At 64.5% G+C, this 23952-nt stretch carries 28 protein-coding genes; 10 read left to right on the top strand and 18 right to left on the bottom strand.

Annotated elements, in window-relative coordinates:
* Nucleotides 1–15: 15 nt before the first annotated feature.
* From ACTIFK_RS11185 to serA, 3 genes are all read right to left on the bottom strand, one after another.
* Nucleotides 16–231: a hypothetical protein gene (locus ACTIFK_RS11185; protein WP_439543150.1), complete on the bottom strand. Its 216-nt coding sequence runs from the start codon at nucleotides 229–231 to the stop codon at nucleotides 16–18.
* Nucleotides 232–450: 219 nt separating this feature from the next.
* Complete coding sequence (locus tag ACTIFK_RS11180; protein WP_439543149.1) at nucleotides 451–1614, bottom strand: phosphoserine transaminase; 1164 nt, start codon at nucleotides 1612–1614, stop codon at nucleotides 451–453.
* Between the two features lie 68 nt (nucleotides 1615–1682).
* Nucleotides 1683–3281 carry a phosphoglycerate dehydrogenase gene (gene serA / locus ACTIFK_RS11175; protein WP_439543148.1) on the bottom strand — a complete coding sequence of 533 codons (1599 nt, stop codon included), beginning with the start codon at nucleotides 3279–3281 and terminating at the stop codon, nucleotides 1683–1685.
* Between the two features lie 213 nt (nucleotides 3282–3494).
* On the opposite strand from serA, the gene ACTIFK_RS11170 reads away from it, so the two are divergent.
* Nucleotides 3495–3800: a plasmid stabilization protein gene (locus tag ACTIFK_RS11170; RefSeq protein ID WP_439543147.1), complete on the top strand. Its 306-nt coding sequence runs from the start codon at nucleotides 3495–3497 to the stop codon at nucleotides 3798–3800.
* A gap of 66 nt (nucleotides 3801–3866) precedes the next feature.
* Here the strand turns inward: ACTIFK_RS11170 and ACTIFK_RS11165 are convergent, their stop codons facing one another.
* The gene (locus ACTIFK_RS11165) at nucleotides 3867–4166 is read right to left on the bottom strand and encodes a PepSY domain-containing protein (RefSeq protein WP_439543146.1); all 300 of its coding nucleotides are present in this window, start codon (nucleotides 4164–4166) and stop codon (nucleotides 3867–3869) included.
* Between the two features lie 141 nt (nucleotides 4167–4307).
* On the opposite strand from ACTIFK_RS11165, the gene ACTIFK_RS11160 reads away from it, so the two are divergent.
* The 4 genes from ACTIFK_RS11160 (at nucleotide 4308) to ACTIFK_RS11145 (ending at nucleotide 7059) form a co-directional block, all read left to right on the top strand.
* Nucleotides 4308–4625, top strand: coding sequence for a PepSY domain-containing protein (locus ACTIFK_RS11160; RefSeq protein WP_439543145.1), 318 nt, complete (start codon nucleotides 4308–4310; stop codon nucleotides 4623–4625).
* Complete coding sequence (locus tag ACTIFK_RS11155) at nucleotides 4625–5290, top strand: response regulator transcription factor (protein WP_439543144.1); 666 nt, start codon at nucleotides 4625–4627, stop codon at nucleotides 5288–5290. Before ACTIFK_RS11160 ends, ACTIFK_RS11155 begins: the two co-directional genes overlap by 1 nt.
* Nucleotides 5287–6642: a sensor histidine kinase gene (locus tag ACTIFK_RS11150; protein ID WP_439543143.1), complete on the top strand. Its 1356-nt coding sequence runs from the start codon at nucleotides 5287–5289 to the stop codon at nucleotides 6640–6642. The genes ACTIFK_RS11155 and ACTIFK_RS11150 overlap by 4 nt, the downstream gene beginning before the upstream one ends.
* A 150-nt stretch (nucleotides 6643–6792) precedes the next feature.
* On the top strand, nucleotides 6793–7059 hold the full coding sequence (locus tag ACTIFK_RS11145; protein ID WP_439543142.1) for a PepSY domain-containing protein: 267 nt from the start codon (nucleotides 6793–6795) through the stop codon (nucleotides 7057–7059).
* Nucleotides 7060–7142: 83 nt separating this feature from the next.
* Here the strand turns inward: ACTIFK_RS11145 and ACTIFK_RS11140 are convergent, their stop codons facing one another.
* From ACTIFK_RS11140 to ACTIFK_RS11105, 8 genes are all read right to left on the bottom strand, one after another.
* Nucleotides 7143–7529 carry a hypothetical protein gene (locus tag ACTIFK_RS11140; protein WP_439543141.1) on the bottom strand — a complete coding sequence of 129 codons (387 nt, stop codon included), beginning with the start codon at nucleotides 7527–7529 and terminating at the stop codon, nucleotides 7143–7145.
* Between the two features lie 95 nt (nucleotides 7530–7624).
* Nucleotides 7625–8386, bottom strand: a complete 762-nt coding sequence (locus ACTIFK_RS11135; protein WP_439543140.1) for an SDR family oxidoreductase — start codon at nucleotides 8384–8386, stop codon at nucleotides 7625–7627.
* Nucleotides 8387–8401: 15 nt separating this feature from the next.
* Nucleotides 8402–9331 (bottom strand): 3-hydroxybutyryl-CoA dehydrogenase, encoded by a 930-nt coding sequence (locus ACTIFK_RS11130; protein WP_439543139.1) that lies wholly within the window; start codon nucleotides 9329–9331, stop codon nucleotides 8402–8404.
* 35 nt (nucleotides 9332–9366) lie between these two features.
* On the bottom strand, nucleotides 9367–10311 hold the full coding sequence (locus ACTIFK_RS11125; RefSeq protein WP_439543138.1) for an electron transfer flavoprotein subunit alpha/FixB family protein: 945 nt from the start codon (nucleotides 10309–10311) through the stop codon (nucleotides 9367–9369).
* Nucleotides 10311–11060: an electron transfer flavoprotein subunit beta/FixA family protein gene (locus tag ACTIFK_RS11120; RefSeq protein WP_439543137.1), complete on the bottom strand. Its 750-nt coding sequence runs from the start codon at nucleotides 11058–11060 to the stop codon at nucleotides 10311–10313. The genes ACTIFK_RS11125 and ACTIFK_RS11120 overlap by 1 nt, the downstream gene beginning before the upstream one ends.
* A gap of 293 nt (nucleotides 11061–11353) precedes the next feature.
* Nucleotides 11354–12055, bottom strand: coding sequence for a rhomboid family intramembrane serine protease (locus ACTIFK_RS11115; RefSeq protein ID WP_439543136.1), 702 nt, complete (start codon nucleotides 12053–12055; stop codon nucleotides 11354–11356).
* Nucleotides 12056–12096: 41 nt separating this feature from the next.
* On the bottom strand, nucleotides 12097–12675 hold the full coding sequence (locus tag ACTIFK_RS11110) for a cob(I)yrinic acid a,c-diamide adenosyltransferase (RefSeq protein WP_439543135.1): 579 nt from the start codon (nucleotides 12673–12675) through the stop codon (nucleotides 12097–12099).
* 183 nt (nucleotides 12676–12858) lie between these two features.
* Nucleotides 12859–13050 carry a twin transmembrane helix small protein gene (locus tag ACTIFK_RS11105; protein ID WP_439543134.1) on the bottom strand — a complete coding sequence of 64 codons (192 nt, stop codon included), beginning with the start codon at nucleotides 13048–13050 and terminating at the stop codon, nucleotides 12859–12861.
* Between the two features lie 355 nt (nucleotides 13051–13405).
* Between ACTIFK_RS11105 and ACTIFK_RS11100 the strand changes: the two genes are divergently transcribed.
* The 5 genes from ACTIFK_RS11100 to ACTIFK_RS11080 all read left to right on the top strand — a co-directional run bounded on the left by ACTIFK_RS11100 (nucleotide 13406) and on the right by ACTIFK_RS11080 (nucleotide 18404).
* Complete coding sequence (locus ACTIFK_RS11100; RefSeq protein WP_439543133.1) at nucleotides 13406–15010, top strand: peptidoglycan DD-metalloendopeptidase family protein; 1605 nt, start codon at nucleotides 13406–13408, stop codon at nucleotides 15008–15010.
* Nucleotides 15010–16470: a S41 family peptidase gene (locus ACTIFK_RS11095; protein ID WP_439543132.1), complete on the top strand. Its 1461-nt coding sequence runs from the start codon at nucleotides 15010–15012 to the stop codon at nucleotides 16468–16470. Before ACTIFK_RS11100 ends, ACTIFK_RS11095 begins: the two co-directional genes overlap by 1 nt.
* 71 nt (nucleotides 16471–16541) lie before the next feature.
* Complete coding sequence (locus tag ACTIFK_RS11090; protein ID WP_439543131.1) at nucleotides 16542–17090, top strand: RNA pyrophosphohydrolase; 549 nt, start codon at nucleotides 16542–16544, stop codon at nucleotides 17088–17090.
* A gap of 160 nt (nucleotides 17091–17250) precedes the next feature.
* Nucleotides 17251–17775: an RNA pyrophosphohydrolase gene (locus ACTIFK_RS11085; protein WP_439543130.1), complete on the top strand. Its 525-nt coding sequence runs from the start codon at nucleotides 17251–17253 to the stop codon at nucleotides 17773–17775.
* 83 nt (nucleotides 17776–17858) lie between these two features.
* The gene (locus tag ACTIFK_RS11080) at nucleotides 17859–18404 is read left to right on the top strand and encodes a nuclear transport factor 2 family protein (protein ID WP_439543129.1); all 546 of its coding nucleotides are present in this window, start codon (nucleotides 17859–17861) and stop codon (nucleotides 18402–18404) included.
* A 315-nt stretch (nucleotides 18405–18719) separates the two neighbouring features.
* On the opposite strand, the gene atpC is transcribed toward ACTIFK_RS11080, so the two are convergent.
* From atpC to atpA, 6 genes are all read right to left on the bottom strand, one after another.
* Nucleotides 18720–19109, bottom strand: a complete 390-nt coding sequence (gene atpC, locus ACTIFK_RS11075) for an ATP synthase F1 subunit epsilon (RefSeq protein WP_439543128.1) — start codon at nucleotides 19107–19109, stop codon at nucleotides 18720–18722.
* A 62-nt stretch (nucleotides 19110–19171) separates the two neighbouring features.
* Complete coding sequence (locus ACTIFK_RS11070) at nucleotides 19172–19426, bottom strand: hypothetical protein (protein ID WP_439543127.1); 255 nt, start codon at nucleotides 19424–19426, stop codon at nucleotides 19172–19174.
* Nucleotides 19427–19479: 53 nt separating this feature from the next.
* The gene (atpD, locus tag ACTIFK_RS11065) at nucleotides 19480–20913 is read right to left on the bottom strand and encodes a F0F1 ATP synthase subunit beta (protein WP_439543126.1); all 1434 of its coding nucleotides are present in this window, start codon (nucleotides 20911–20913) and stop codon (nucleotides 19480–19482) included.
* A gap of 20 nt (nucleotides 20914–20933) precedes the next feature.
* The gene (locus ACTIFK_RS11060; protein WP_439543125.1) at nucleotides 20934–21335 is read right to left on the bottom strand and encodes an organic hydroperoxide resistance protein; all 402 of its coding nucleotides are present in this window, start codon (nucleotides 21333–21335) and stop codon (nucleotides 20934–20936) included.
* A 42-nt stretch (nucleotides 21336–21377) separates the two neighbouring features.
* Nucleotides 21378–22268 (bottom strand): F0F1 ATP synthase subunit gamma, encoded by an 891-nt coding sequence (locus ACTIFK_RS11055; RefSeq protein ID WP_439543124.1) that lies wholly within the window; start codon nucleotides 22266–22268, stop codon nucleotides 21378–21380.
* 85 nt (nucleotides 22269–22353) lie between these two features.
* A complete protein-coding gene (gene atpA, locus ACTIFK_RS11050) occupies nucleotides 22354–23883 on the bottom strand; it encodes a F0F1 ATP synthase subunit alpha (protein ID WP_439543123.1) in 1530 nt (509 codons plus the stop codon).
* Nucleotides 23884–23952: the final 69 nt, after the last annotated feature.

Raw genomic sequence — 23952 nt, 5'->3', positions numbered from 1 at the left:
AGGATGAGCGAAGGATCAGCGCCCGCCGATGCCCAGGCCGAGCCCAAGGCCGAGCTTGACCTTGACGATGTTGAGGACGTTGACTTTTGCGCCCGCGCCGACGATGGCGCCAAGGTTGATGCCCGAACCGCCGTGGCCGCCACCGTGACCACCGCGGCCGCCAGCCTGGGCGGGAACCGCCATGGCGACGATCATCGTTGCAACGAGAGCAGTGCTTGCCGACTTCATCATTGGGAATTTCCTCAGGGTTTTTTTTGGGGGGAGAGGTTAAAAGATGTGCCGTCGCGCTCCGGCACAACCTTTATGCCGCATTACAGATTGTCTCGCAATTTCATCGGGTTATCAGGGTAAAACAGCTAGCGGACCGCGGATTGTCCTGCGTCCGTCAGAGGATGCACGAGCCCAGCCCGCTTTGCGCACGGCGATCCGAAAAGGAAGACGTGAACGCGTCTACGCGCCCAACGCGGCCTTGGCGTCTGCAAACGCCCAGTCGAGCCAGGGCGTCAGCGCCTCGAGATCCGCGCTCTCGACCGTCGCGCCCGTCCAGATGCGCAGGCCCGCCGGCGCGTCGCGATAGGATCCGATGTCGAGCGCCACACCTTGCGTCTCGAGCGTCTGCGCGATGCGCTTGGCGAACGCGGCCTGCGCCGCATCCGGCAACGCGAGAACCGCCGGATCGACGATGCGAAGGCAGACCGACGTGTTCGAGCGCGTCGCCTCGTCCCGGGCGAGATTTTCGACCCACGCCGTGCGGTCAATCCAATCGAACAGCACGCGCGCATTGCGGTCCGCGCGCGCCATCAGTCCCGCCAGCCCGCCCACGCCCTCGGCCCAGGCGAGCGCGTCGAGATAATCCTCGACGCACAGCATCGATGGCGTGTTGATCGTGTCGCCTTCGAAAATGGCGGCGTCGATCTTGGCTGTCTTCGTCAGGCGGAACAGCTTCGGCATGGGCCACGCCGGAACATGGCTTTCCAGGCGCGCCACCGCGCGCGGGCTCAGAATCAGCATCCCGTGCGCGCCTTCCCCGCCGAGCACCTTCTGCCACGAGTACGTGACGACATCCGCCTTCGCCCAGTCGATCGGCTGCGCAAAGATCGCGCTCGTTGCATCGATCAGCGTCAGACCTTCGCGGTGGCTTGGGATCCATTCTCCATCTGGCACGCGCACGCCGGAAGTCGTCCCGTTCCACGTCAACACGACGTCACGCGAGAAATCGACGGCCGATAGATCCGGCAGCACGCCGTAGTCGGCTTCGAGCACGCGCACGTCCGGCAGTCGCAACTGCTTGACGATGTCCGTCACCCAGCCCTTGCCGAAACTTTCCCAGGCCAGCACGTCGACGCCCCGCGCGCCGAGCAGCGACCACATCGCCGCTTCGAACGCGCCCGTGTCCGAGCCCGCCATGATGCCGACGCGGAAGTCGTCGGGCAGCGCCAGCAGCGCGCGCGTCTTCGAGATGGCGAGTTTGAGCCGCGCACGCCCCTCCTTCGACCGGTGCGACCGGCCGAGAAACGCGCCGTCGAGCGCTTGCGTTGACCAACCGGGCCGTTTGGTGCATGGGCCCGACGAGAAGCGCGGGTTGGACGGCTTGAGAGCAGGCTTCGTTGTCATCTTGTGGAACCGTTGATGCGGGTTTGAAGCGTCGGTTTGGTCACAGGTCGCCCGTCAGAGTTCGCCCCTCAAAGTTCGAACGTCACGACCGTGTCGACGGCGGGTAGCGCCCGCACCGCGGCGAGGCCCTTGTCCGAGATCGGCGACGAGATGCTGATCAGCGCGATCGCCGCCTCTCCCCCACCGTTGCCGTCGACACCGACATGCATGCGCGAAATGTTGAGATCCTCGCTCGCCAGGATACTCCCGAGCGCGCCGACGACGCCGGGCCGGTCGGAATGCCGCGTAAAGAGAAAATGACCGCGCGGCACGGTTTCAACGTCGAACGTATCGATGCGCACGAGACGCGGCGAGCGCCCGCCAAGCAACGTGCCCGCTACCGTCGCCGTCACGCCGTTCGACACGGCGCTCACCTCGATCAGGGACACGTAATCGCGCGAATGCTCCGAGTGCGACTCGCGAAACTCGATCCCCTGAGCGCGTGCGAGATGCGCCGCGTTGACTCTGTTGACCGGCCCCGCGAGGCGCTTGTCCAGCACGCCGACGAGCGCTTCGGCTGTGATCGGCCGCGCATCCAATTCGGCCACCGCGCCGAACAGGCGCACCACGAGCTCGCTGATCGGCCCGTCGCTCAACGCGCCGACCAGCCGGCCAAGCGCGTGCGCAAGCTCCTGGTAGGGACGCGTCCGGCCGAACTGTTCGCTCGAAATCCGCGGCAGGTTGACGGCCGTTTCCGCCGCCCCCGTTTTCAGAAACCGGGCGATGTCCTCGGCGATCCGCACGCTCACCGCCTGCTGGGCTTCCTCGGTCGAAGCGCCGAGATGCGGCGTCAGCACGACGTTGTCGAGCGCGAAGAACGGCGACTCCTTCGGCGGCTCCTGCACAAACACGTCGAGCGCAGCCCCGGCCAGATGCCCGCGTGTCAGCGCATCGACGAGCGCGGCTTCGTCCACCAGCCCGCCGCGCGCGCAATTGATCAGCCGCGCGCCGGGCTTCATTTGCGCAATGCGGCTTGCGTCGATCAGGTTGCGCGTTTTGTCGATCATCGGACAATGCAGCGTCACATAGTCGGACGCGGCCAACAGCCCATCGAGATCCTGCGGCTCGGCCGCTGATTGCGCCATGATGTCCGGCTGTACAAAGGGGTCATAGGCGAGCACGCGCATCTTGAGGCCCGCGCAGCGGAGCGCGACGAGGCGGCCGATCGTGCCGAATCCGATGATCCCGACTGTTTTCCCGGCAAGTTCCGCGCCGACGAACTTCGTTGGCGTCCATGCGCCGCTCCGCACGGAGCGGTCCGCTTGTGGCAAATGACGGCTCAACGACAGCAGATGCGCGACGGTCAGCTCGGCCGTCGTCGTCGCGTTTGCATCCGGCGTGTTGAACACCACGATACCGCGTTCGGTCGCGGCCGGAACGTCGATGTTGTCCACGCCGATCCCGGCGCGCCCGACCACCTTGAGCGCCGCACCGGCCGCGATCACCGGCGCCGTAACGCGCGTCTTGGAGCGCACGATGAGCGCGTCGTATTTGGGAATGCGGGCAACGAGACCGGCTTCATCCAGTCCTGTCGCGACATCGACCGACAGATCTCCGCAGGCCTCGAGAAGCTTGCGGCCGTCCTCGTGAATGGGGTCAGCAATGAGCACGCGAAAGGCTTCGGTCATGCGTCCGTCCCTTGATCGATGCTGAGCGGCGCGCCGCCATGCGATACGCGCACCACGTAGCATTGCCGGGTGACGAACTGAGAGCAAGGTCTAACTCGCGCTCTCGACTTTGGTACAGTCGAAGAGACGCACCCCGCTCATGCGGCCGTAGCTCTGTGGGAACTCAACTGCATAGGAGCTGTTGATCAGGCATCGTGTTCAATGGAGGATGACATGCCGCAAGGAGACAAGGGAAAGTACACCGCCAAGCAGGAACGCAAGGCGGACCACATCGCCGGCGGCTACAAGAAAAAGGGCGTGAAGACCAAGGAAGCGGAGCGCCGCGCGTGGGCCACGGTCAACAAGGACGACGGCGGCGGCAAGAAGCCGGGCGGATCGGGGCGCGGCAAGGAGACCGGCCATCCGGCGGCGCGCAAAGGTGGAAAGACCGGCGGCCGCGCCGCGGCGGCACGCCCGGCCGCCGCGAGATCCGCGTCCGCAAGAAAAGCCGCGGCAACCCGCCAGCGCCGCGGCACTTGACTCAACCGCCGCGGCTCTTGACCGTCCAAGATGCAATCCGGCGGCAATGCGCCGCCGGAGTGGCCTTTAGTCGTTGTCGGGGCGGGTGCTCAGCACTTCGCCCGTTGCGGGATGCGCGTGCCCCTCGATGCGCTGACCCGACGAATTGGTCGCCTCGAACTCGAACGCGCCGTCGTCAACCTCGATCTCGTGCACCTTGTACCCCTGGGCCTCGATCTTCTGGACAGCGGCCGAGGTCGTCATCCACTGGTCGCGCGGCACATTGAGCACACCCGCGTAATCGTCATCGCCGGCGAGCGCCGGAACGGCGGCGGCGGAAGCCGCAACGGAGAGCGCGAGAACGGATGCGGCCAAAAGCTTCTTCATGATGGTATCTCCATTTATAAGTTGAATGCGGGAGGGGGGAAGCACCCGCCGACGCCCCGTTATGCGAGAGTGGCGCTGACCCTCCGCTGACTGCGGCCGTCAGCGCGTTGTCAGCCAAAAAAGCGCACCACGAGAGCCATGATGAACTGGAAAACACTCGCCCTCGTCTCAGCATGCCTTCTCGCCGCGCCGGCACCAGCCGCCCGCGCCGGCGACGATGCGCGCGACCAGGAGGTGGCGCGTAAGGCGCTCCTCGAAGGGCGCATCCGCTCGCTCTCCGAGATCACCGAGATCGTGAAGCCGAACCTGCCCGGCAAGATCCTTGGCGTCGAACTGGAGGTCGAGGACGACGGCAGCTTCGTCTACGAGTTCGACGTCATCGATGCGCGCGGTAAGCTGCTCGAAGTCGACGTCGACGCAGCGACCGGCAAAATTTTGAGCATCGAGGATGACGACTGATGCGCATCCTCGTCGTCGAAGACGAACCCGCCATTGCCACGGGCATCTCCTCTGCTCTTGACGCATCGGGCTACCAGAGCCGCGTCTCCGCCGATGGTGAAGACGCCTGGTTCCTGGGCGACACCGAAGACTTCGATCTCGTCATCCTCGACCTCGGCTTGCCGAAGCTCGACGGCCTCACAGTCCTGAAACGCTGGCGCACAGCCGGCCGGCAGATGCCCGTGTTGATCCTCACCGCGCGCGGCGCTTGGCCGGAACGCGTCGAAGGCATCGATGCCGGCGCCGACGACTACCTCGCGAAACCCTTTCAGGTCGAAGAGCTGATGGCCCGCGTCCGCGCACTCATCCGCCGCTCCGCCGGACACGGCTCGCCGGTCATCGAGGCCGGACCGGTCTCCATCGACACGCGCCAGATGAAGGTCATGATCGACGGCGCCAACATGGCCGTCTCTCCACTGGAATACCGCCTCGTCGCCTATCTCGTGCATCACAAGGGCCGCGTCGTCCCGCCCGGCGAGCTGATCGAGCATCTCTATGGCGACGACGACGCCCGCGACGCCAACGCGCTCGAAGCCGTCGTGACACGGTTGCGCAAAAAGCTTGGCGCAGACGTCATCCAAACCCGCCGCGGTTTCGGCTACGCCGTATCGGACGGTTCGGAATGACGTTCGGTTCGCTTCGGTTACGTCTGCTGCTGGCCGGCGCGGCATCCACGCTCGTTGCTCTCGCCTTGGCGGCCTACGGCCTGACGATCCTGTTCGAACGGCACGCCGGGCGGCGCATCGACGCCGAACTCAGCGTGCACCTCAACCAGATCACCGCCCACATCGAGCGCGGCCCGTCGGGACAGCTTCGGCTCACCGCGCCGCCTGCCGACCCGCGCTTCGAGGTCCCCCTCTCGGGTCTCTATTGGCAGATCGTCCACGAGCAGAACGGCACCGTGCTCCGCTCACGCTCGCTGTGGGACGCGGAACTGGCGCTTCCGGCCGAAACCGCTGTCGATGATGCGATCCATCACCATCGCATCGCCGGACCCGGCAAGACGCAACTCTACCTCCTGCAACGCCGCGTCGAGCTACCCGCCCGCATGGGCGGCGGCACGGCGCGCATCGCGACGGCCGTCGACGCGGCTGAAATCTCGAAGGCGACGCGTGAGTTCGCACTCGACCTCGCGCCCCTGCTCGCCATCATCGGCGCTCTGTTGCTGGCCGCGACATGGGCCTGGGTCACCATCGGATTGCGTCCCCTCGACGCCGTGCGCACGCGCCTCTCGGCCGTTCGCGCCGGCAAGGAAAGCCAATTGGGATCGTCGGGCTTCCCGGACGAGGTCCGCCCGCTCGCCCAGGAAATCGATGCCTTGATCGCGGCCCGCGATATCGAGATCGCACGCGCCAAGACCCGCGCCGGCGACCTCGCGCACGGCCTTCGCACGCCCCTCCAGGTCCTCCAGACGGAAGTCGATCGCCTCGCCAAGGATGGGCAGACCGCTGCCGCGCTCGGCTTGTCGACCGTCATCCGCACGATGCAGCGCACGGTTGAGCGGGAGCTCGCGCGCGTCCGGCTCGCGCGGCCCCATCGCGAAGCCGTGACGGACATCGCCACCGCCATCGAGCAGATCGTCCGCGTCGTCCAGAAGACACCAGAGGGCCAGCGCCTCGACTGGATCGTGGAACTGCCCGCGGGCCTCACGGCGGCCATCGATCGCGACGATCTCTCGGAAGCGGTCGGCAACCTGATCGAGAACGCGGCCCGCCACGCCAAACACGCCATCTCGGTCACGGGGAGCGATGAGGAGGGTTTTGCCGTCCTCACGATTGCCGACGACGGTCCCGGCATTCCCGCCGATCGATTGAGCGAAGCCCTCCGCCGCGGCGGCCGGCTCGACGAGCGCGGCTCGGGCGCGGGCCTCGGCCTCGCCATCGTCACCGACATTCTCGAATCCTGGCGCGGCACTCTGACACTCACCGACGCCGCACCGGGCCTTTGCGCGACCGTGCGCCTGCCCCGCGCGCCATGACCCAGCCAACAAGCCGGTCCCCGCGCGCCTGACAATCCCCTGACGATCTCCATCAGGGCACCGTCAGCGCCCCGGATGCAAGGTGGCCATGTTGAACGCAAGGCTGGCCGATCGGGCAGCCATCCCACTTTTCAGATGGAGATTGAAACCATGCAGAAGATTGCCGCCCTCGCCGGTTCACTGGCTCTCGCCGCTACCCTCGCCGCTCCCGCCCTGGCCGACGATCGGCCTGCAACGGCTGCGGAGCGGGCCAGCGTCGGCAGCGTGCTGCGCGCCAACGGCTACACGTCCTGGCAGAAGATCGAGTTCGATCGCGACGACCGCAAGTTCGAAGTCGACAACGCGCGCCACGCCGACGGCGGTGTCTATGACGTCGACATCCGCGGCGGCAAAATCATCAAGCGCGAACGCGAATAAGTCGCGCGCCAAAAATGAATGAGCACAGGCGGTCCGGAAACGGGCCGCCTTTTCTTTGCACGGGGCGCGATGCAATCACCCGCTTAGATGCACTGCCTCCTGACGAGCAGCGCATTGAGCGCATCCGTTTCGGCCGATGCCTTCTGGTATTCGCTCGTGGCGCTGAGGCCGTCGCCGGGCTGGCCGAACATGCGACCGAACGCAGCGGTCACCGTCATGGGGCGGCTCTTCTCCTCGATGGCCGCTTTCTGCGGCAGCATCTTGAGCTGGCGGCTCAACACTTCGAGACGGTCCCGGATCTGCCGGCACGCGAGCTTTTCTTCGTCCGCACTGACGAGATAGCTTCCGTCTTTCTGGTGACCGGTGCGCGGAACACCCGCCATGTCCTGCACGGACGCGCAGCCGCCAGCCGCCACCATGACGGCGGCGAGCGACAGCCTCACCAAAGAAGTGGCGACATTGGACAGCATCTAAGCCCGACCCTGGAATGCTGAACGCGAAACGTCACGCAGAGATTTAGGTGAGCCAAGCAACCCACGCAAGACGCATATGTGGCCCGAGAGTCTCACCCGCGGCCAATAAAGGGCATCTTGGTGGCCATCAGCGTCATGAACTGGACGTTGGCCGAAAGCGGAAGATTGGCCATGTAGACGACAGCTTCGGCTACGTGGGACACCTCCATGCGCGGCTCCGGGCGCACGCTCCCGTCGGCCTGGAACGCGCCCCGCGCCATCGGCTCCGTCATGTCGGTTTCCGCATTCCCGATATCGATTTGCGAGCACGCGATGTCGTGCGCGCGCCCGTCGAGAGACAGCGACTTCGTCAGGCCGGTGATGGCATGCTTGGTGGCCGTGTACGGCGCCGACAGCGGCCGCGGCGCGATGGCCGAAATGGATCCGTTGTTGATGATACGTCCGCCCATGGGCGTTTGCGCCTTCATGATCCGGAACGCCGCCTGCGCGCAGAGAAACGCACCGGTGAGATTGACGTCCACGACGGCCCGCCACTGGCCCAGCGTGATCTGGTCGATGGGCACGGCGGGCGCAGAAAGCCCGGCGTTGTTGAACAGCACGTCTACGCGCCCGAATGCGTCCTGAGCCGTGTGAAAGAGATGAGCCACCGCAGCTTCGTCGGCCACGTCGGTCGGCACGGCGATGGCCCGCCGGCCGGAATGACGCGCGCATAGCGCCGCCGTCTCATCCAGCGCCGTTGGCCGGCGCCCCGCCAGCACGACATCGAAACCGGCATCGAACAACGCGACCGCGACCGCGCGCCCAATCCCGCTTCCGGCGCCGGTCACCACGGCCGCTCTGGCGTTCCCCGTCATCCGCCCTGCTCGCGCTCAGCGCGTCGGAACCGGCTTCTCGCCGCGATAGTCGTAGAACCCGCGGTTGGTCTTGCGCCCGAGCCATCCCGCTTCGACGTACTTCACGAGCAGCGGGCACGGGCGGTACTTCGAATCCGAAAGACCCTCGTAGAGCACCTGCATCACCGCGAGGCACGTATCGAGACCGATGAAGTCCGCGAGTTCCAGCGGCCCCATCGGATGATGCGCGCCGAGACGCATGGCCTTGTCGATGCCCTCCACCGTGCCGACGCCCTCATACAGCGTGTAGACGGCTTCGTTGATCATCGGCAGCAGGATGCGGTTGACGATGAAGGCGGGAAAGTCTTCCGACACCGCCGTGGTCTTGCCGAGGCTCTCGACGAACACGCGTGCGACGCCGAACACCTCATCCTCGGTGGCGATGCCGCGGATCAGTTCCACGAGCTCCATCAGCGGCACCGGATTCATGAAGTGCATGCCGATGAAATGCTCGGGCCGGTCCGTCGTCGACGCGAGGCGCGTGATCGAGAGCGACGAGGTGTTGGTCGCAACGAGCGCCGACGGCTTCAGCTTCGGGCACAGCTCCTGGAAGATCTTGCGCTTGACGGATTCGTCTTCCGTCGCCGCCTCGATCACCATGTCGCTGTCGCTGAGCGCATCAAGATTCGGCGCGAACTTGATGCGCCCCAGCGCCTGCTTCATGTCGTCTTCCTTGACGACACCCTTCGCGACCTGCCGGCTCAGGTTCTTTTCGATGACCGAGATCGCCTTGTCGTAGGCTTCCTTGCGGATGTCGGTCAACAGCACGTCGTATTTCCCGAGCGCGATCACATGAGCGATACCGCTGCCCATCTGACCCGCGCCGATCACGCCGACCTGCTTGATGACGGGAACGGGCCGCGGGGCCGGTTTACCCTTGGCATCGGCCTTGACTGCAACATCCATGGTGAATGTCCTTTTTGATCCGCTGCCCAGCTTGCCTAAAGGCCGGCTTTGCCGAGTTCCGCGTCGAGTTCAGGCAAGGCTTGAAAGAGATCGGCGACAAGACCGTAGTCCGCCACCTGGAAGATCGGTGCCTCGGCATCCTTGTTGATGGCGACGATGACCTTCGAATCCTTCATGCCCGCCAAGTGCTGGATGGCGCCCGAGATGCCGACCGCCAGATAAAGATCAGGCGCCACGACCTTGCCCGTCTGGCCGACCTGGAGATCGTTCGGAACGAACCCGGCATCGACCGCCGCGCGCGAGGCGCCCATCGCCGCGCCGAGGCGCACGGCCACGGGCTCGATGTATTTCGTGAAGTTTTCGCCGTTACCCATGCCACGTCCGCCGGAGATGACGATCTTGGCGGCCGTCAGCTCGGGACGGTCGGACTTGGTGAGCTCCGCGCCGACGAACGACGAGCGCCCGACGGCTGCTGCCGCGGGCACGCTTTCGATAGCGGCGGATCCGCCTTCGCCCTGCGCCGCGAACGCCGAGGTGCGCACCGTGATCACCTTCTTCGCTTCTCCCGACTGAACCGTCTGGAGCGCGTTGCCGGCATAGATCGGCCGCTCGAACGTATCCGGCGACAGAACCTTGATGACGTCGGAGATCTGCATCACGTCGAGCAGCGCCGCGACGCGCGGCAGAACGTTTTTACCGGAGGCCGTGGCCGGCGCCAGGATCGCATCGTACGCGCCGGCGAGCGCGACGACGGTCGCCGCCACTTCCTCGGCGAGACCGTTGGCCAGATGTGGCGCATCCGCGACCAGAACCTTGGCGACGCCGTCGAGCTTGGCGGCCGCTTCCGCGGCGGGCGCGCACGCATGGCCCGCAACGAGCACATGCACGTCGCCGCCGATCGCCCTCGCAGCGGTCAGCGCTTTCGCCGTTGCGCCGCTGAGCGTCGCGTTCGTGTGTTCGGCAAGTAGAAGAACAGCCATTAGATCACCCCCGCCTCTGTCCTGAGACGGCGCACCAGCTCCGCCACGTCCGCGACCATGACGCCGGCCTTCCGCACGGGCGGCTCGGTCGTCTTGAGGACCTTCAAGCGCGGCGCGATATCGACGCCGAGGTCAGCGGGCTTCTTCACGTCGAGCGGCTTCTTCTTCGCCTTCATGATGTTCGGCAGCGAAGGATAGCGCGGTTCGTTGAGACGCAGGTCGGTGGTCACGATGGCCGGCAACGTCAGCTTGAGCGTTTCGAGACCGCCGTCCACTTCGCGCGTCACGGCGATGGCGCCCGCTTCGGGCACGACCTTCGAGGCGAACGTACCTTGCGGCCATCCGAGCAGCGCGGCCAGCATCTGGCCCGTTTGATTGCTGTCGTCGTCGATTGCCTGTTTGCCGAGCACAACGAGGTCCGGCTTTTCCGCGTCGACGATGGCGCGCAGCAGCTTGGCGACCGCCAAGGGTTCGACCGCATCGTCGGTCTCGACCAGGATGGCGCGATCCGCGCCGATGGCGAGCGCCGTCCGCAGGGTCTCCTGCGACTTCGCCGTTCCGATCGACACCGCGACCACTTCCGTCGACGCGTCTTTTTCCTTGATGCGAACCGCTTCTTCGACGGCGATTTCGTCGAACGGGTTCATGGACATTTTGACGTTGGCGAGCTCGATCCCCGAGCCATCCGCCTTGACGCGGATTTTGACCGCGTAGTCGACGACGCGCTTAACCGCGACGAGTATCTTCATGATGCGCGACGCTCCCCGGCGCACTGCCTTTTTGTTGTCATTGGTGTCCTGGTTTTTTCCGAATTATTCCGCGAGGGTTGATGTGCGGTTGAACCGCGTCGCTCGCCCCCATTGTCCGTCACCGGGGCAAAATGCCAACCGTGTGACAATTCGAGCTCTTCGCAGTTGCGAACGCCGAAATTACGAGCCGTTACCCCCCAAGTCAATGCGGCCAACGTCGGGCTAACCCGCGACAGTCGCGGCCGTAGTGGACGATCCGGCCTCCGGTTCCATGCCGTCAGGTACAGTGGCCGTCAGGTCCCGTACCCAAGGCCGCGATCGAAAAGCGGGACCCCAGGGCGCCGCAGGAAGACAACGAGCACCGCGCCGGCCAACAGCCCCCCGATATGCGCCCACCACGCGGTTGGCCCCACCTGCGGCAGGAACACCATGACGACCTGGATCAGGATCCAGATCCCGAGCGCGAAGGCCGCCGAAATGCGCAACGGGATGGCCTTGAGCGCCAGCACCCAGACCCGAACGCGCGGGTGCAGCATGAGGTAGGCGGCGATGACGCCGGCCACGGCTCCGCTCGCCCCGATTAGCGGCACCCCCGACGTGGGCTCGATCCAGGCGTGCAGCAATCCGCCCGCAACCCCGCAGGCGAGATAGAAGAACAGGAACTTCACGTGCCCCAGCGCATCTTCGACGTTGTCGCCGAAAACCCACAGAAACAGCATGTTACCGGCCAGATGAAGAATGTCGCCGTGAAAGAACATGTACGACAGCAGTGTCAGCCGCTCCGGAAATGCGGGGCCCGCCGCCTCGGTCGCAATGGGAAACAGGCTGGTGTCGAACAACTCACTGGGAATGATCGCGAAACTGGCGATGGCGACGTCCTCGAGCCGGGTCGCCTCGAGCAGATAAATCGCGATGTTGATCACGATGATCGCCAGGGTGACGAACTGGAAGCGGATCGACTTCAGCGTGTTTTCGTCATGCAGCGGAACAAACATCGTGACCCCCGTCAAAACCTTGTTCGTCCTAGTAATTCTGGCTAGCGATTCTGGCCCGGCACCCAGAGCACGTCGCTCTTGCCGCGGTCGTTGACGTACCGTCCGGCCACAAAGAGATAATCCGACAACCGATTGATGTACTTGAGCGCCGCGGCGCTGACCGGCTCGTTCTCGGCCGCCGCCAGCGAGACCATGTCGCGCTCGGCTCGACGGCTGACGGTGCGCGCCACGTGGAACGCCACGGAGGCCGGCGACCCACCAGGAAGAATAAACGATTTCAGAGGCTTAAGCTCTGAATTCATCTCGTCGATCTCAGCCTCGAGGCGCGTCACCTGACCCTCGGTGATCCGCAGCGCCTCGAACTCAAGCTTTTCGCCGCGATCCGGCACGCACAAATCCGCGCCGAGGTCGAACAGGTCGTTCTGGATGCGCAGAATTTTGGCGTCGAGGCCCGGATGGCCGGAAAGGTGCTGGCGTACGACGCCAAGCGTCGCATTCGTCTCGTCGACCGTGCCGTACGCGGTAATCCGCAGATCGTCCTTGCGCACGCGTTGGCCCGTGCCGAGCCCCGTCGTGCCCGCATCGCCGGTTTTTGTGTAGATTTTATTGAGCCTGACCATGCGTCGTCCCGTAGTCCCCTGCGTGCGGAGCACGCCCCCAACAACGTGTGGAGCGCACGCCCGGAAGAATGTGCGGAGCGCGCCGTAAAGCTTGTTCGGCGCACACCCTAAAGAGCTTCCTGGCCTATGCAAACCGCTTTCGGCAGGAGGGCTGGCGGTAAGCGGCGGGCGCCGGAGGTCCGGCTACATGTGCGCGACGTACGCGTAGACGACCAGCAGCACCACGGCCACGAACTGAAGCCCCACGCGCCAGCGCATCAAGGTCTGGCTGAGGTTCGGGTTTTTCCCCCGCAACATCACCCAGAGCCCCGCAAACAGCACGAGGGCAACGGCCAGCATGGTGGCGAGCGAAAACAAGGACAGGGCGGACTGCATCGGAACCTTCGCCTCGAAGAGTTGAGCTGCAATGACCTAGCATTTAGGAGGCGGGGCATTCAAATACCACGCGCCGCGGCAAAAGGCGGGGACTTTCGCGGGATGAGGCGGGCCACCTATCGCATTGGTAATTTGCATGCCCTAATTCTAACCACTTATACGGGCGTGGTGGCGTACGGACGGGATTGCGTCGGCCTTGCGGATACAGGCAGTGTAGCGGACGCTTCGGGTTGCGAATCCGGCGGCCGGTTTCACCGAAGTCCTGCGCCTGGCAAATGCAGACGGGCTGGTCACGTGCGGATCGGTTTTAGCGCGTCAATCGCGGGCTCTGACGACATATGAGGTGGACGAAGGCGTGAGCCGAACAGAGGCGAACAAGCGGGCCCGGAGCATGCGGGCCTCGACCGGACCCAAGCGCCCCCAGCGGCCGTTCGCGACGGCTGCGGCGCTGACCACTCTTGCGCTGAGCGTGTCGATTCCGGCCGTGCGTGCCCAAAACACCGCCCCGACCGCCACGACGCCGCAATCCGCCGAAGAGGCCTCGAAAAAGCTCGACCGCCAGCAGCACGAGCTCGAAGCCAAGGAACTGCGCGACCGCGAACTTCAGAAAGACCTCGCAACCCTCACCGACGATCGCCGCGAAATCAACGCGCGCCTGGTCGAAACGGCGGCCCGCGTTCAGGCCAGCGAAGAAAAGATGACGGCCGTCGAGGAACGGCTGGCCGGTTTCGAACGGCAGGAAAAGACCCTCCGCGAGTCCCTCGCCAAGGAGCACGGCAAGATCTCGGGCCTGCTGGCCGCGCTTCAGCGCATGGGCCGCAATCCGCCCCCCGTCATCATCACACGCCGCGAGGACGCGCTTCGCATGGTGCGCAGCGCCATGTTGATCGGCGTCGCGTTTCCGGGCCTCCGGGACGAGGCGAAGGCCCTCTCGACGAAGCTCACAGACCTCGTGTCCATCATGACCCGTATTCGCCGCGACGGTGAAACGCTGCGCGCCGAGCGCGAGAAATTCAACGCCGTGCAAGCCCAGCTGGCGAGTTTGCTCGAAACCAAGAAGCAGACACTGGCGGAACGGCAGACGGAGCTGCGCCAGGTCCGCGAGGCGGCCGCTGAGATTTCCAAGAACGTCAGCGACTTGAGCGAGCTGATTTCCAAGCTGAGCCAGCAGGTCGATACGGCGCCATCCATGCCGCAGGTCGAGCGCGAAGGCCGCGATCAGGTGGTCGCCGTGCTGCCGCCGACCGTTGCCGCCCAGCCCGCGCCGGCCGAACCCGTCCCGAGCAGCCCCGCCATCAACGCCGTCGCCCGCGATGCTGCCGTTTCTATTCCGCCCGCCGCCGCGACGCCGCCGGAAAAGGCCGAGGAAGTGGCCCTCCTGTCGCCCGGAACGCCGGCTGCCGCGCCTGAACCGCCATCGTCGTCCATCGTCGAGCTGGCGCCGACCGCAACCAGCCTGATGCCCGGAAATCCGGACCGCATCCGCCCGGCCATCGCCTTCCACGAAGCCAGAGGCAAACTTTCCTTGCCCGCCCGCGGCCGCCGGGTCTTGGGTTTCGGCGAAAAAACCCAATATGGTGGAACGTCGAAAGGCTTGGTGATCGAAACTCGTTACAGTGCGCGGGTGACCTCACCCTGTGACGGTTGGGTGGTCTATGCGGGCGAATTCCGCAGCTACGGGCAACTCTTGATCATTAACGCCGGCGGCGGGTATCATGTGCTCGTGGCCGGACTGTCCCGAATGGACGTCGGGCCAGGTCAATTTGTCTTGGCTGCCGAGCCGATCGGGACGATGAGTGGTGCGCCCCGCACAGCACAATTGGCAACCGAAAAAACGGAAATCAGCCAATCCGCGCCTCACTCCAGCGCGCCAGTTCTCTACATTGAATTCCGCAAGGACGGGCAACCCATAGACTCCAATCCATGGTGGGCCGCCTCTCATCAGAAGGTGCAGGACTAATGCGCAAGACCGACCTCGTATTCTGGACGTTTTTGACGATGACGGGTCTCGCGGGCGCAACGACCGTGCTCAACGTCACGCAAACCTATTCGGCGAATTCGCCCAACTCCGAGCTTTACCGTCAGCTCGATCTGTTTGGAGACGTCTTCGAGCGCGTGCGGTCCGACTACGTCGAGAAGCCCGACGACACGATGCTGGTCGAATCCGCGATCAACGGCATGCTCGCCGCGCTGGATCCCCACTCGTCCTACATGAGCCCGAAGAACTACCGCGACATGCAGGTGCAGACACGCGGCGAATTCGGCGGCCTCGGCATCGAGGTCACGATGGAGAACGGCGTCGTCAAGGTTGTCTCGCCCATCGACGAGACGCCAGCTTCGAAAGCCGGCGTCCAGGCGAATGACCTCATCACCCATCTCGACAGCGAACAGATTTCCGGCCTGACGCTCGAGCAGGCGGTCGAGAAGATGCGCGGGCCGGTCAACACGCCGATCACCCTCACCATTGTCCGCAAGGGCAAGGACGAGCCGTTCGACGTCAAGATCGTGCGCGACTTCATCCGCATCAACGCGATCAAGGCCCGCAAGGAAGGCGACGACATCGCCTACATCAAAGTGACGACCTTCAACGAGCAGACCCACACCAATCTCGTGAAGGCGATGGACGCCCTCAAGAAGGAGATCGGTCCCAAGCTGCGCGGCATCGTCATCGATCTGCGCAACAACCCCGGCGGTCTCCTCGATCAGGCCATCGCCGTGTCGGATGATTTCCTCGAACGCGGCGCCATCGTGATCACCAAGGGCCGTAACAACGAAGAGACCCAGCGCGCCCAGGCCCGCCCCGGCGATACCGCCGAAGGCAAGCCCATCGTCGTGCTGATCAACGGCGGCTCGGCCTCCGCTTCGGAAATCGTCGCCGGCGCCCTCAAGGATCACAAGCGCGCAACGATCATCGGCACGCGCTCGTTCGGCAAGGGCTCCGTGCAGACGATCATCCCGCTCGGTGCCAACGGCGCCATCCGCCTCACCACGGCCCGCTACTACACGCCGTCGAACCGTTCGATCCAGGCCAAGGGCATCGACCCCGACATCGTGATCGAGCAGGAGCTTCCGGAGGAGCTGAAGAGCAAGACGCCGGAGAAGCCCCGCGGCGAAGCGAGCCTCCGCGGCCATCTGAGAGGCGAGGAAGCCGAAGCGGCCGCCAAGAAGGCCGAAGAGGCGAAGGACGCCGCTGCTAAGGACGCAGCTAAGGACGGCGAGTCCAAGGAGCCCGTGAAGGAAGAGTCCGGCTCGTCGGCCTACGTGCCGAAGGAGCCCGAAAAGGACACGCAGCTCCAGTATGCGCTGAGCTTCCTGCGCGGCACGGCGACCGGCGAGACGGTGGCCAAGAAGCCAGCCACACCGCCGGCCGCAGGCACCGAGGGCGCGGCCGATGCCAACAAGAGCACGGTCCCCAACTAGGCACCGCGCTCCTCAAGAATTACCTCCGATGGGCGCTAACGGCCCCCAATCGCCGTTTCGGGAACTGACCCATGACCAAGCCGACCGTCGACCCTCAAGCCGTGCGGGATCCCAAGTCCTTGCCGGATGTCGAATCCCTGCCCTACCGCCCCTGCGTGGGGATCATGGTTCTGAGCCCGGCCTCCAAGATCTGGGTCGGCCGCCGCGCCGACGCCCCGGGCGACGCCGAAGCGACGTGGTGGCAGATGCCCCAAGGCGGCATCGACGAGCACGAGGATCCGCGCCTCGCCGCGCTCCGCGAGCTGCGCGAGGAAACCTCCGTCACAAGCGTGGAATTCCTTGCTGAATCGGAAAATTGGCTGACCTACGACCTTCCGGTCGACCTGATCCCGAAGGTCTGGGGCGGGCGCTTCCGCGGGCAGCGCCAAAAGTGGTTCGCCGTTCGCTTTTCCGGTGACGAAAGCGAAATCGATCTCGGCGCGCCCGGCGATCCGCACACCGAATTCGTCGCCTGGCGCTGGTGCACGATCGAAGAGCTGCCCGCCGCCATCGTCCCGTTCAAACGCGACCTGTACTTGGAGGTGCTGCGTCAGTTCCGCCCGCTTCTCGTGGACAGCTGACGCACAAAAGCCCCCCTTTAGGGGTATTCCTCACGGCACAGACGGGCGGTCAAAAATCCGCTAACTTCCTCAGCTAGATGAGAGATGATTCGCCCGCCGGCGCAGAGCCGCGGACGCCATTCCTCGTCCGGGCAATCATTTTCCCAGGTCCCAACACGTCATGAAGCACGCCCAAATCGACAACACTGAAACCGTCCCGATCGAACTTCCCTACCGCACCTGCGTCGGCATCATGCTGCTGAACAAGGAAGGGCGCGTTTGGACCGGCCGCCGTTTGCCGAAATGGGCAGGCGATTCATCGGCCTACATCTGGCAGATGCCCCAGGGCGGCATCGCCAAGGACGAACCACCCGTCGAAGCTGCGATCCGCGAGCTGCGCGAAGAAACCGGCATCACGAGCGCCGACGTGGTCGACGAAATTCATCAATGGCTGACGTACGACCTGCCGGAGCCGCTGCTGGGTGTCGCTCTCAAAGGCAAGTATCGCGGCCAGCGGCAGCGCTGGTTTGCGATGCGGTTCTGGGGCGACGACAGCGAGATCGATATCCAGCCCCGATCCGGCAAAGCGGAGTTCGACCGCTGGGCCTGGCGCGACATATCCGAGTTGGCGGATCTCATCGTGGACTTCAAGCGGCCGGTTTACCAATCCGTCGTTGAGAGATTTGCATATCTTGCTCAAACCTGAAATTAAGGGCGGTATAGTCCGTCCGCGGGCGTCTTGAAGCGAGACGCCTGTCATTCCTTGCCCATTTGATCGAGTTGAGTCCCATGTCCGAGCGCAAGTTCACGAGAACGCTTCCGCCGTTCACCGATGGCGCGAACTATCAATCCGGACACCCCTTCGATCAGGCTGAATACGACCGCATCAAGGAACTCTGGCTCGATCACATCGCAGCCGAGCATGCGGGTGACATCCCGGGCCTCCTCGCCACCCTCACCGAAGACTGCGTCTACACGATGCTGAACAACGGCAAGACGTGGCATGGGCACGAGGGCGCGACCAAGTTCTACGAGTCCTTCCTGACCGGCTTCCCCGAGAACTGCTTCGCCGTCACCAACGTCTTCATCGGCCCGCAGGGCGTGGTGGAAGAAGCCCACTTCAACGGCGTGCACGATGGTGCGGGCCTCCTTGAGCTGCCTTCGACCAACCATCCGATCGAGTTCGATGTTGCGCTGCTGTTCCCCTGGGACCCGATCAAGAAGAAGTTCAAGGGCGAGCGCATCTACTTCGCGATCGAGCACAATCTGATCGCCAACGTCGGCCAGCTCCTGCGCCGCATGGGCCGCAAGCTGGACATGGCCGAGCAGAAATAGCGCGCGCTAGCCGGTTCTCCTTCGACCCCCCTTCGACATGCCGATAACAACCGAACCAACGTGATCGGCCCACACTCGGCAAACTTGCTTGGGCGTCGGCCGTCCATGCGAAGCACGGCTTCGCCATGACGCCGGCATGACGTCCGTATTGTGCTGGCCGGGCCTCCTCACCTCAACGTCACCCCGACGGAGGTCGGGGCCCACGCAAGCCTCGAAGACCGCGACGCCCTTCAATCCCGGCACCGCAACCCCAAAACAAAAAAGCGCCGGTTTCCCGGGCGCTTTTCAATTCGTGGATCCTGTGACGCGAGCGGCTTAGCCGCGAAGACTGGAGAGCGCTGCGATCGCCTGGTTCGCCACCAGACGCTGCTCGTCGGTCTTGGCCTGCGCCAGTTCCGCTTCGGCAGCCGCAACTTCTTCCGCGATGACGGCGCCTGTCAGCTCCGCCACGTCCTGCGCCTTCTCGGCCAGTACCGTCAACCGGTCCGGCTCGACCTGCGCGAACGCCTGACGCACGTAGATGCGCGAACGCGCCCCGCCGAGCATCACGTCGATCACGCCCGGACGCAGCGTCGAGATCAGCGGCGAATGCCCAGGAAGAATGGTCATGTCGCCTTCCGCGCCGGGAAGCTGAACCTGCTCCGCCTCACCGGCAAGGAGAACCTTTTCGGGGCTGACAAGCTCGAATGTAAACGTCTGAGCCATAGACTTCCTGTCCTGATCTTAAGGCCACCCGAGCGTGGGAACCAACCGCGCCGGCTTGCGCCTTACGCGTCGGCCTCTTCCTCATCGTCGTCGCCGGTCTTTTCTTTGACTTCTTCCGGCGTCTGCAGGCCCTTGCCGCAGAACGGGCAGAAGAACACCGGATGGTCGACCATGCCGGGCTCTTCCTCGTCGAGTTCGACGAGGCCGACCGACATGTAAAGAACGCCGTCGTCTCCGAGCGTGATCAGCGGTTCGAATTCCTCGCCGCTCATCGCGTCCTTAAGTTCTTCGCAGCACGAGCCGAATGTCCCTGCCATGTCATCTCCCGCTCTTCGTCTGACGAAGGAGCCTATCCGTGTTTCTAATCGTGTTACGCGGCTTCAGCCAACTTCTCTGCCTTGGCGATGGCTTCGTCGATCGAACCCACCATGTAGAATGCCGGTTCCGGCAGGTGGTCGTAATCGCCGTCGCAGAGGCCCTTGAAGCCCTTGATCGTGTCGGCGAGCGACACGAGTTTGCCGGGCGAGCCGGTGAAGACTTCGGCGACCGTGAACGGCTGCGACATGAAGCGCTCGATCTTGCGGGCGCGCGCGACCGCGATCTTGTCCTCTTCCGACAGCTCGTCCATGCCGAGAATGGCGATGATGTCCTGGAGCGCCTTGTAGCGCTGCAGGATCGACTGCACCTGGCGGGCGACCGCGTAGTGCTCTTCGCCGACGATGCGCGGATCCAGCATGCGCGAGGTCGAGTCGAGCGGATCGACGGCCGGGTAGATGCCCTTTTCAGCGATCGAACGCGAGAGAACCGTGGTGGCGTCCAAATGCGCGAACGAAGCGGCAGGCGCGGGGTCGGTCAAGTCGTCGGCCGGAACGTAAATAGCCTGAACCGAGGTGATCGAACCCTTCTGCGTCGTGGTGATGCGCTCCTGGAGAGCACCCATGTCGGTTGCGAGCGTCGGCTGATAGCCGACTGCCGACGGGATGCGCCCCAGCAGTGCCGACACTTCCGAGCCGGCCTGCGTGAAGCGGAAGATGTTGTCGACGAAGAACAGCACGTCCTGGCCCTTGTCGCGGAAGTCCTCGGCGACCGTGAGGCCCGACAGCGCGACGCGCATGCGTGCGCCCGGCGGTTCGTTCATCTGGCCGTACACCAGGGCGCACTTGGAGCCCTTGGTCGAGCCGTTGTTCTTCTTCGGGTCCACGTTGACGTTGGACTCGATCATCTCGTGATAGAGATCGTTGCCTTCACGCGTACGCTCGCCGACGCCCGCGAACACGGAGTAGCCGCCGTGCGCCTTGGCGATGTTGTTGATGAGCTCCATGATCAGAACGGTCTTGCCGACGCCGGCGCCGCCGAACAGGCCGATCTTGCCGCCCTTGGCGTAAGGCGCCAGCAGGTCGACGACCTTGATGCCCGTGACCAGGATCTGCGCGTCCGTTGCCTGCTCGGCAAACGTAGGAGCAGTCTGATGGATCGCACGGCGCGCCTTGGTCGGGATCGGACCGGCTTCGTCCACCGGCTCGCCGATGACGTTGATGATGCGGCCCAGCGTTTCCTCGCCGACCGGCACCTCGATCGGTGCACCCGTGTCGACGACTTTCTGGCCGCGCACGAGACCTTCCGAGCTGTCCATGGCGATGGTGCGCACCGTGTTCTCGCCGAGATGCTGCGCGACTTCGAGAACGAGGCGGTTGCCCTGGTTCTGGGTCTCGAGCGCGTTCAGAATCTCCGGCAGATCGCCGTCGAACTGTACGTCGACGACGGCGCCCATAACCTGGCGAACCTTACCAACCTTGCTAGCCATTTTCCTCTCCAGTCGAATGTTCAGGCGATCGACAGCGTGACGGGAACGTTTCCGCGCGTCGCCTTTGAATAGGGACAAATCGTATGAGCTTCCTCGACGAGGGCCTGAAGTGCGGCCTTGTCGGCGCCGGGAAGCGCAACCTTGAGATCGACGGCAAGCGAGAAGCCGTCGGTGGTGTTCAGCGTGACCTCGGCCGTCACTTTCGCGGCCTGGCCGTCGAGCCCGTGCTTTTTCGCAAGCACCAGGATGGCCTGACCGAAGCAGGACGAATACCCGAGCGCAAAAAGCTGCTCCGGGTTGTGGCCCTCGCCCGATCCGCCGAGATCCTTCGGCAGCGCCATGGCAAGCGCGAGCTTGCCATCCTCGAGGATCGCGCGGCCGTCGCGGCCGCCCTTCGTCGTTGCTGTCGTTTTGTAGGCCATGTCTACTCCTCGACGCTGAGCTGGCGGAGCTCGCCGAAACCCTTAGAGCGCTTCCGCGCCCGAGATGATTTCGATGAGTTCCTTGGTGATGTTCGCCTGACGCTGGCGGTTGTACTTGACCGTCAGCTTGTTGATCATCTCGCCGGCGTTGCGCGTGGCGCTGTCCATGGCGCTCATGCGCGCGCCCTGTTCCGAGGCCGCGTTCTCGAGCAAACCACGAAAGATCTGCGTCGAGATGTTGCGCGAGAGCAGGTAGCCGAGGATCGCATCCTCATCCGGTTCATATTCGACGACCGCCTGCGCGCCGGCAGCCTTGGCGTCGTCCGCGGCGCTCGCCTCAGGCAGCTTGGCCGGGATGAGTTGCAGCGCCGTCGGCTTCTGCGCGATGACGCTCTTGAACTCCGAGAAGTAGAGCGTCGCGACGTCGAACTCGCCCGCTTCGAACAGCGCGAGCACCTTGGTCGCGATGTCTTCGGCGTTGACGAATCCGAGATGGCGGATGCCCTTGAGCTCGATGCGCTCGATGATGTTGCGGCCGAGGTCGCGGCGCAGGTTGTCGGCGCCCTTGCGGCCCACGGTCAGGATCTTCACCTGCTTGCCGGCCGCGACAAGCTTCTGCGCGTCGGCGCGTGCGAGCTTGGCGATATTCGAGTTAAAGCCACCGCAGAGACCACGCTCGGCCGTCATGACGATCAGCAGATGAACCTGGTCGCGCCCGGTGCCGACGAGCAGCGGCGAGGCGCCTTCGCGGATGGCCCGCTGGTTGAGAGCGGCAAGCACGGTATCCATCCGCTGGGCGTAAGGCCGAGCGGCGGTCGCGGCCTCCTGCGCGCGGCGCAGCTTCGCCGCCGCCACCATCTGCATGGCCTTCGTGATCTTGCGCGTCGCCTTGACGGAGGCGATGCGGTTTCGGAGATCTTTTAAGCTCGGCATGGCGCCTTAGCTTCCCTGCTTGATCCGGTCGTTCACTCTAAAATCCCGGCCGCAGCGCTCGCGCGCCGCCAGCCGGAATGAGCCATTAGGCGACGAAGTTCTTCGCGAACGTGTCGAGGAAGCCGATGAGCTTCTTCTCGGTTTCGTCGCTCATCGCCTTGTCGGCGGCAATCGCGCCGAGGATCGACTTCTCGTCGCGCAGCCCCGTGAGGAGGCTGGCTTCGAACTTGCCGACGGCGGACACCGGCAGCGCATCGAGATAGCCGCGCGTGCCCGAGAAGATCACCGCAACCTGCTCTTCCATCTTGAGGGGAGAGAACTGCGGCTGCTTGAGAAGCTCGGTCAGGCGTGCGCCGCGAGCGAGCAGCTTCTGCGTGGCCGCGTCGAGATCGGAGCCGAACTGCGCGAACGCCGCCATTTCGCGGTACTGCGCGAGCTCGCCCTTGATCTTGCCGGCAACCTGCTTCATCGCCTTCGTCTGCGCCGAAGAGCCGACGCGCGACACCGAGAGGCCGACGTTCACGGCCGGACGGATGCCCTGATAGAAAAGGTCGGTTTCGAGGAAGATCTGGCCGTCGGTGATCGAAATCACGTTCGTCGGAATGTAGGCCGACACGTCGTTGGCCTGGGTCTCGATGACGGGCAGTGCCGTGAGCGAGCCCTTGCCGGCAGCGTCGCCGAGCTTGGCTGCGCGTTCCAGAAGGCGAGAATGGAGATAGAAGACGTCGCCGGGGTAGGCTTCGCGGCCCGGCGGGCGGCGAAGCAGGAGCGACATCTGGCGATACGAGACGGCCTGCTTGGAGAGGTCGTCATAGGCGATCACGGCGTGCATGCCGTTGTCGCGGAAGTACTCGCCCATGGTGCAGCCGGTGAACGGCGCCAGGTACTGCATCGGAGCCGGATCGGAAGCGGTGGCCGCCACGACGATCGAGTATTCGAGTGCGCCGCGCTCCTCGAGCACCTTGACGAACTGGGCAACCGTCGAGCGCTTCTGGCCGACGGCGACGTAGACGCAATAGAGTTTCGCGCTCTCGTCCGTGCCGGCGTTGGCGGCCTTCTGGTTGAGGAACGTGTCGAGAATGATCGCGGTCTTGCCGGTCTGGCGGTCGCCGATGATCAGCTCGCGCTGGCCGCGGCCGACGGGGATCAGGGCGTCAACGGCCTTGAGGCCGGTTGCCATCGGCTCGTGCACCGACTTGCGGGGCAGAATGCCGGGCGCCTTGACGTCGACGCGCTTCTTGGTGTCGGACTTGATCGGGCCCTTGCCGTCGATCGGGTTGCCGAGACCGTCGACGACGCGGCCGAGAAGGCCTTTGCCGACCGGAACTTCAACGATGGCGCCGGTCCGCTTGACCGTGTCGCCTTCCTTGATGGTGCGGTCGTCGCCGAAGATCACGACGCCGACGTTGTCGGCTTCGAGGTTGAGCGCCATGCCGCGGATGCCACCCGGGAACTCGACCATTTCGCCGGCCTGAACGTTGTCGAGACCGTAGACGCGTGCAATGCCGTCGCCCACCGACAGCACTTGTCCGATCTCGGAAACCTCGGCTTCCTTACCAAAATTCTTGATCTGATCCTTGAGGATCGAGGTGATCTCTGCAGCCCGGATGTCCATAACTTGACCTCGTCTTCTGGGGCGTTTTCTCTGGTTGTTTCTTCGAGCGAGCGGACCTTAGGCCTGCTC

It is taken from the genome of Hyphomicrobium sp., assembly GCF_051860585.1.
Classification (GTDB): domain Bacteria; phylum Pseudomonadota; class Alphaproteobacteria; order Rhizobiales; family Hyphomicrobiaceae; genus Hyphomicrobium_C.
Note: the sequence above shows the minus strand (reverse complement) of the source record. Positions and strands in the feature narration are given on the sequence as shown.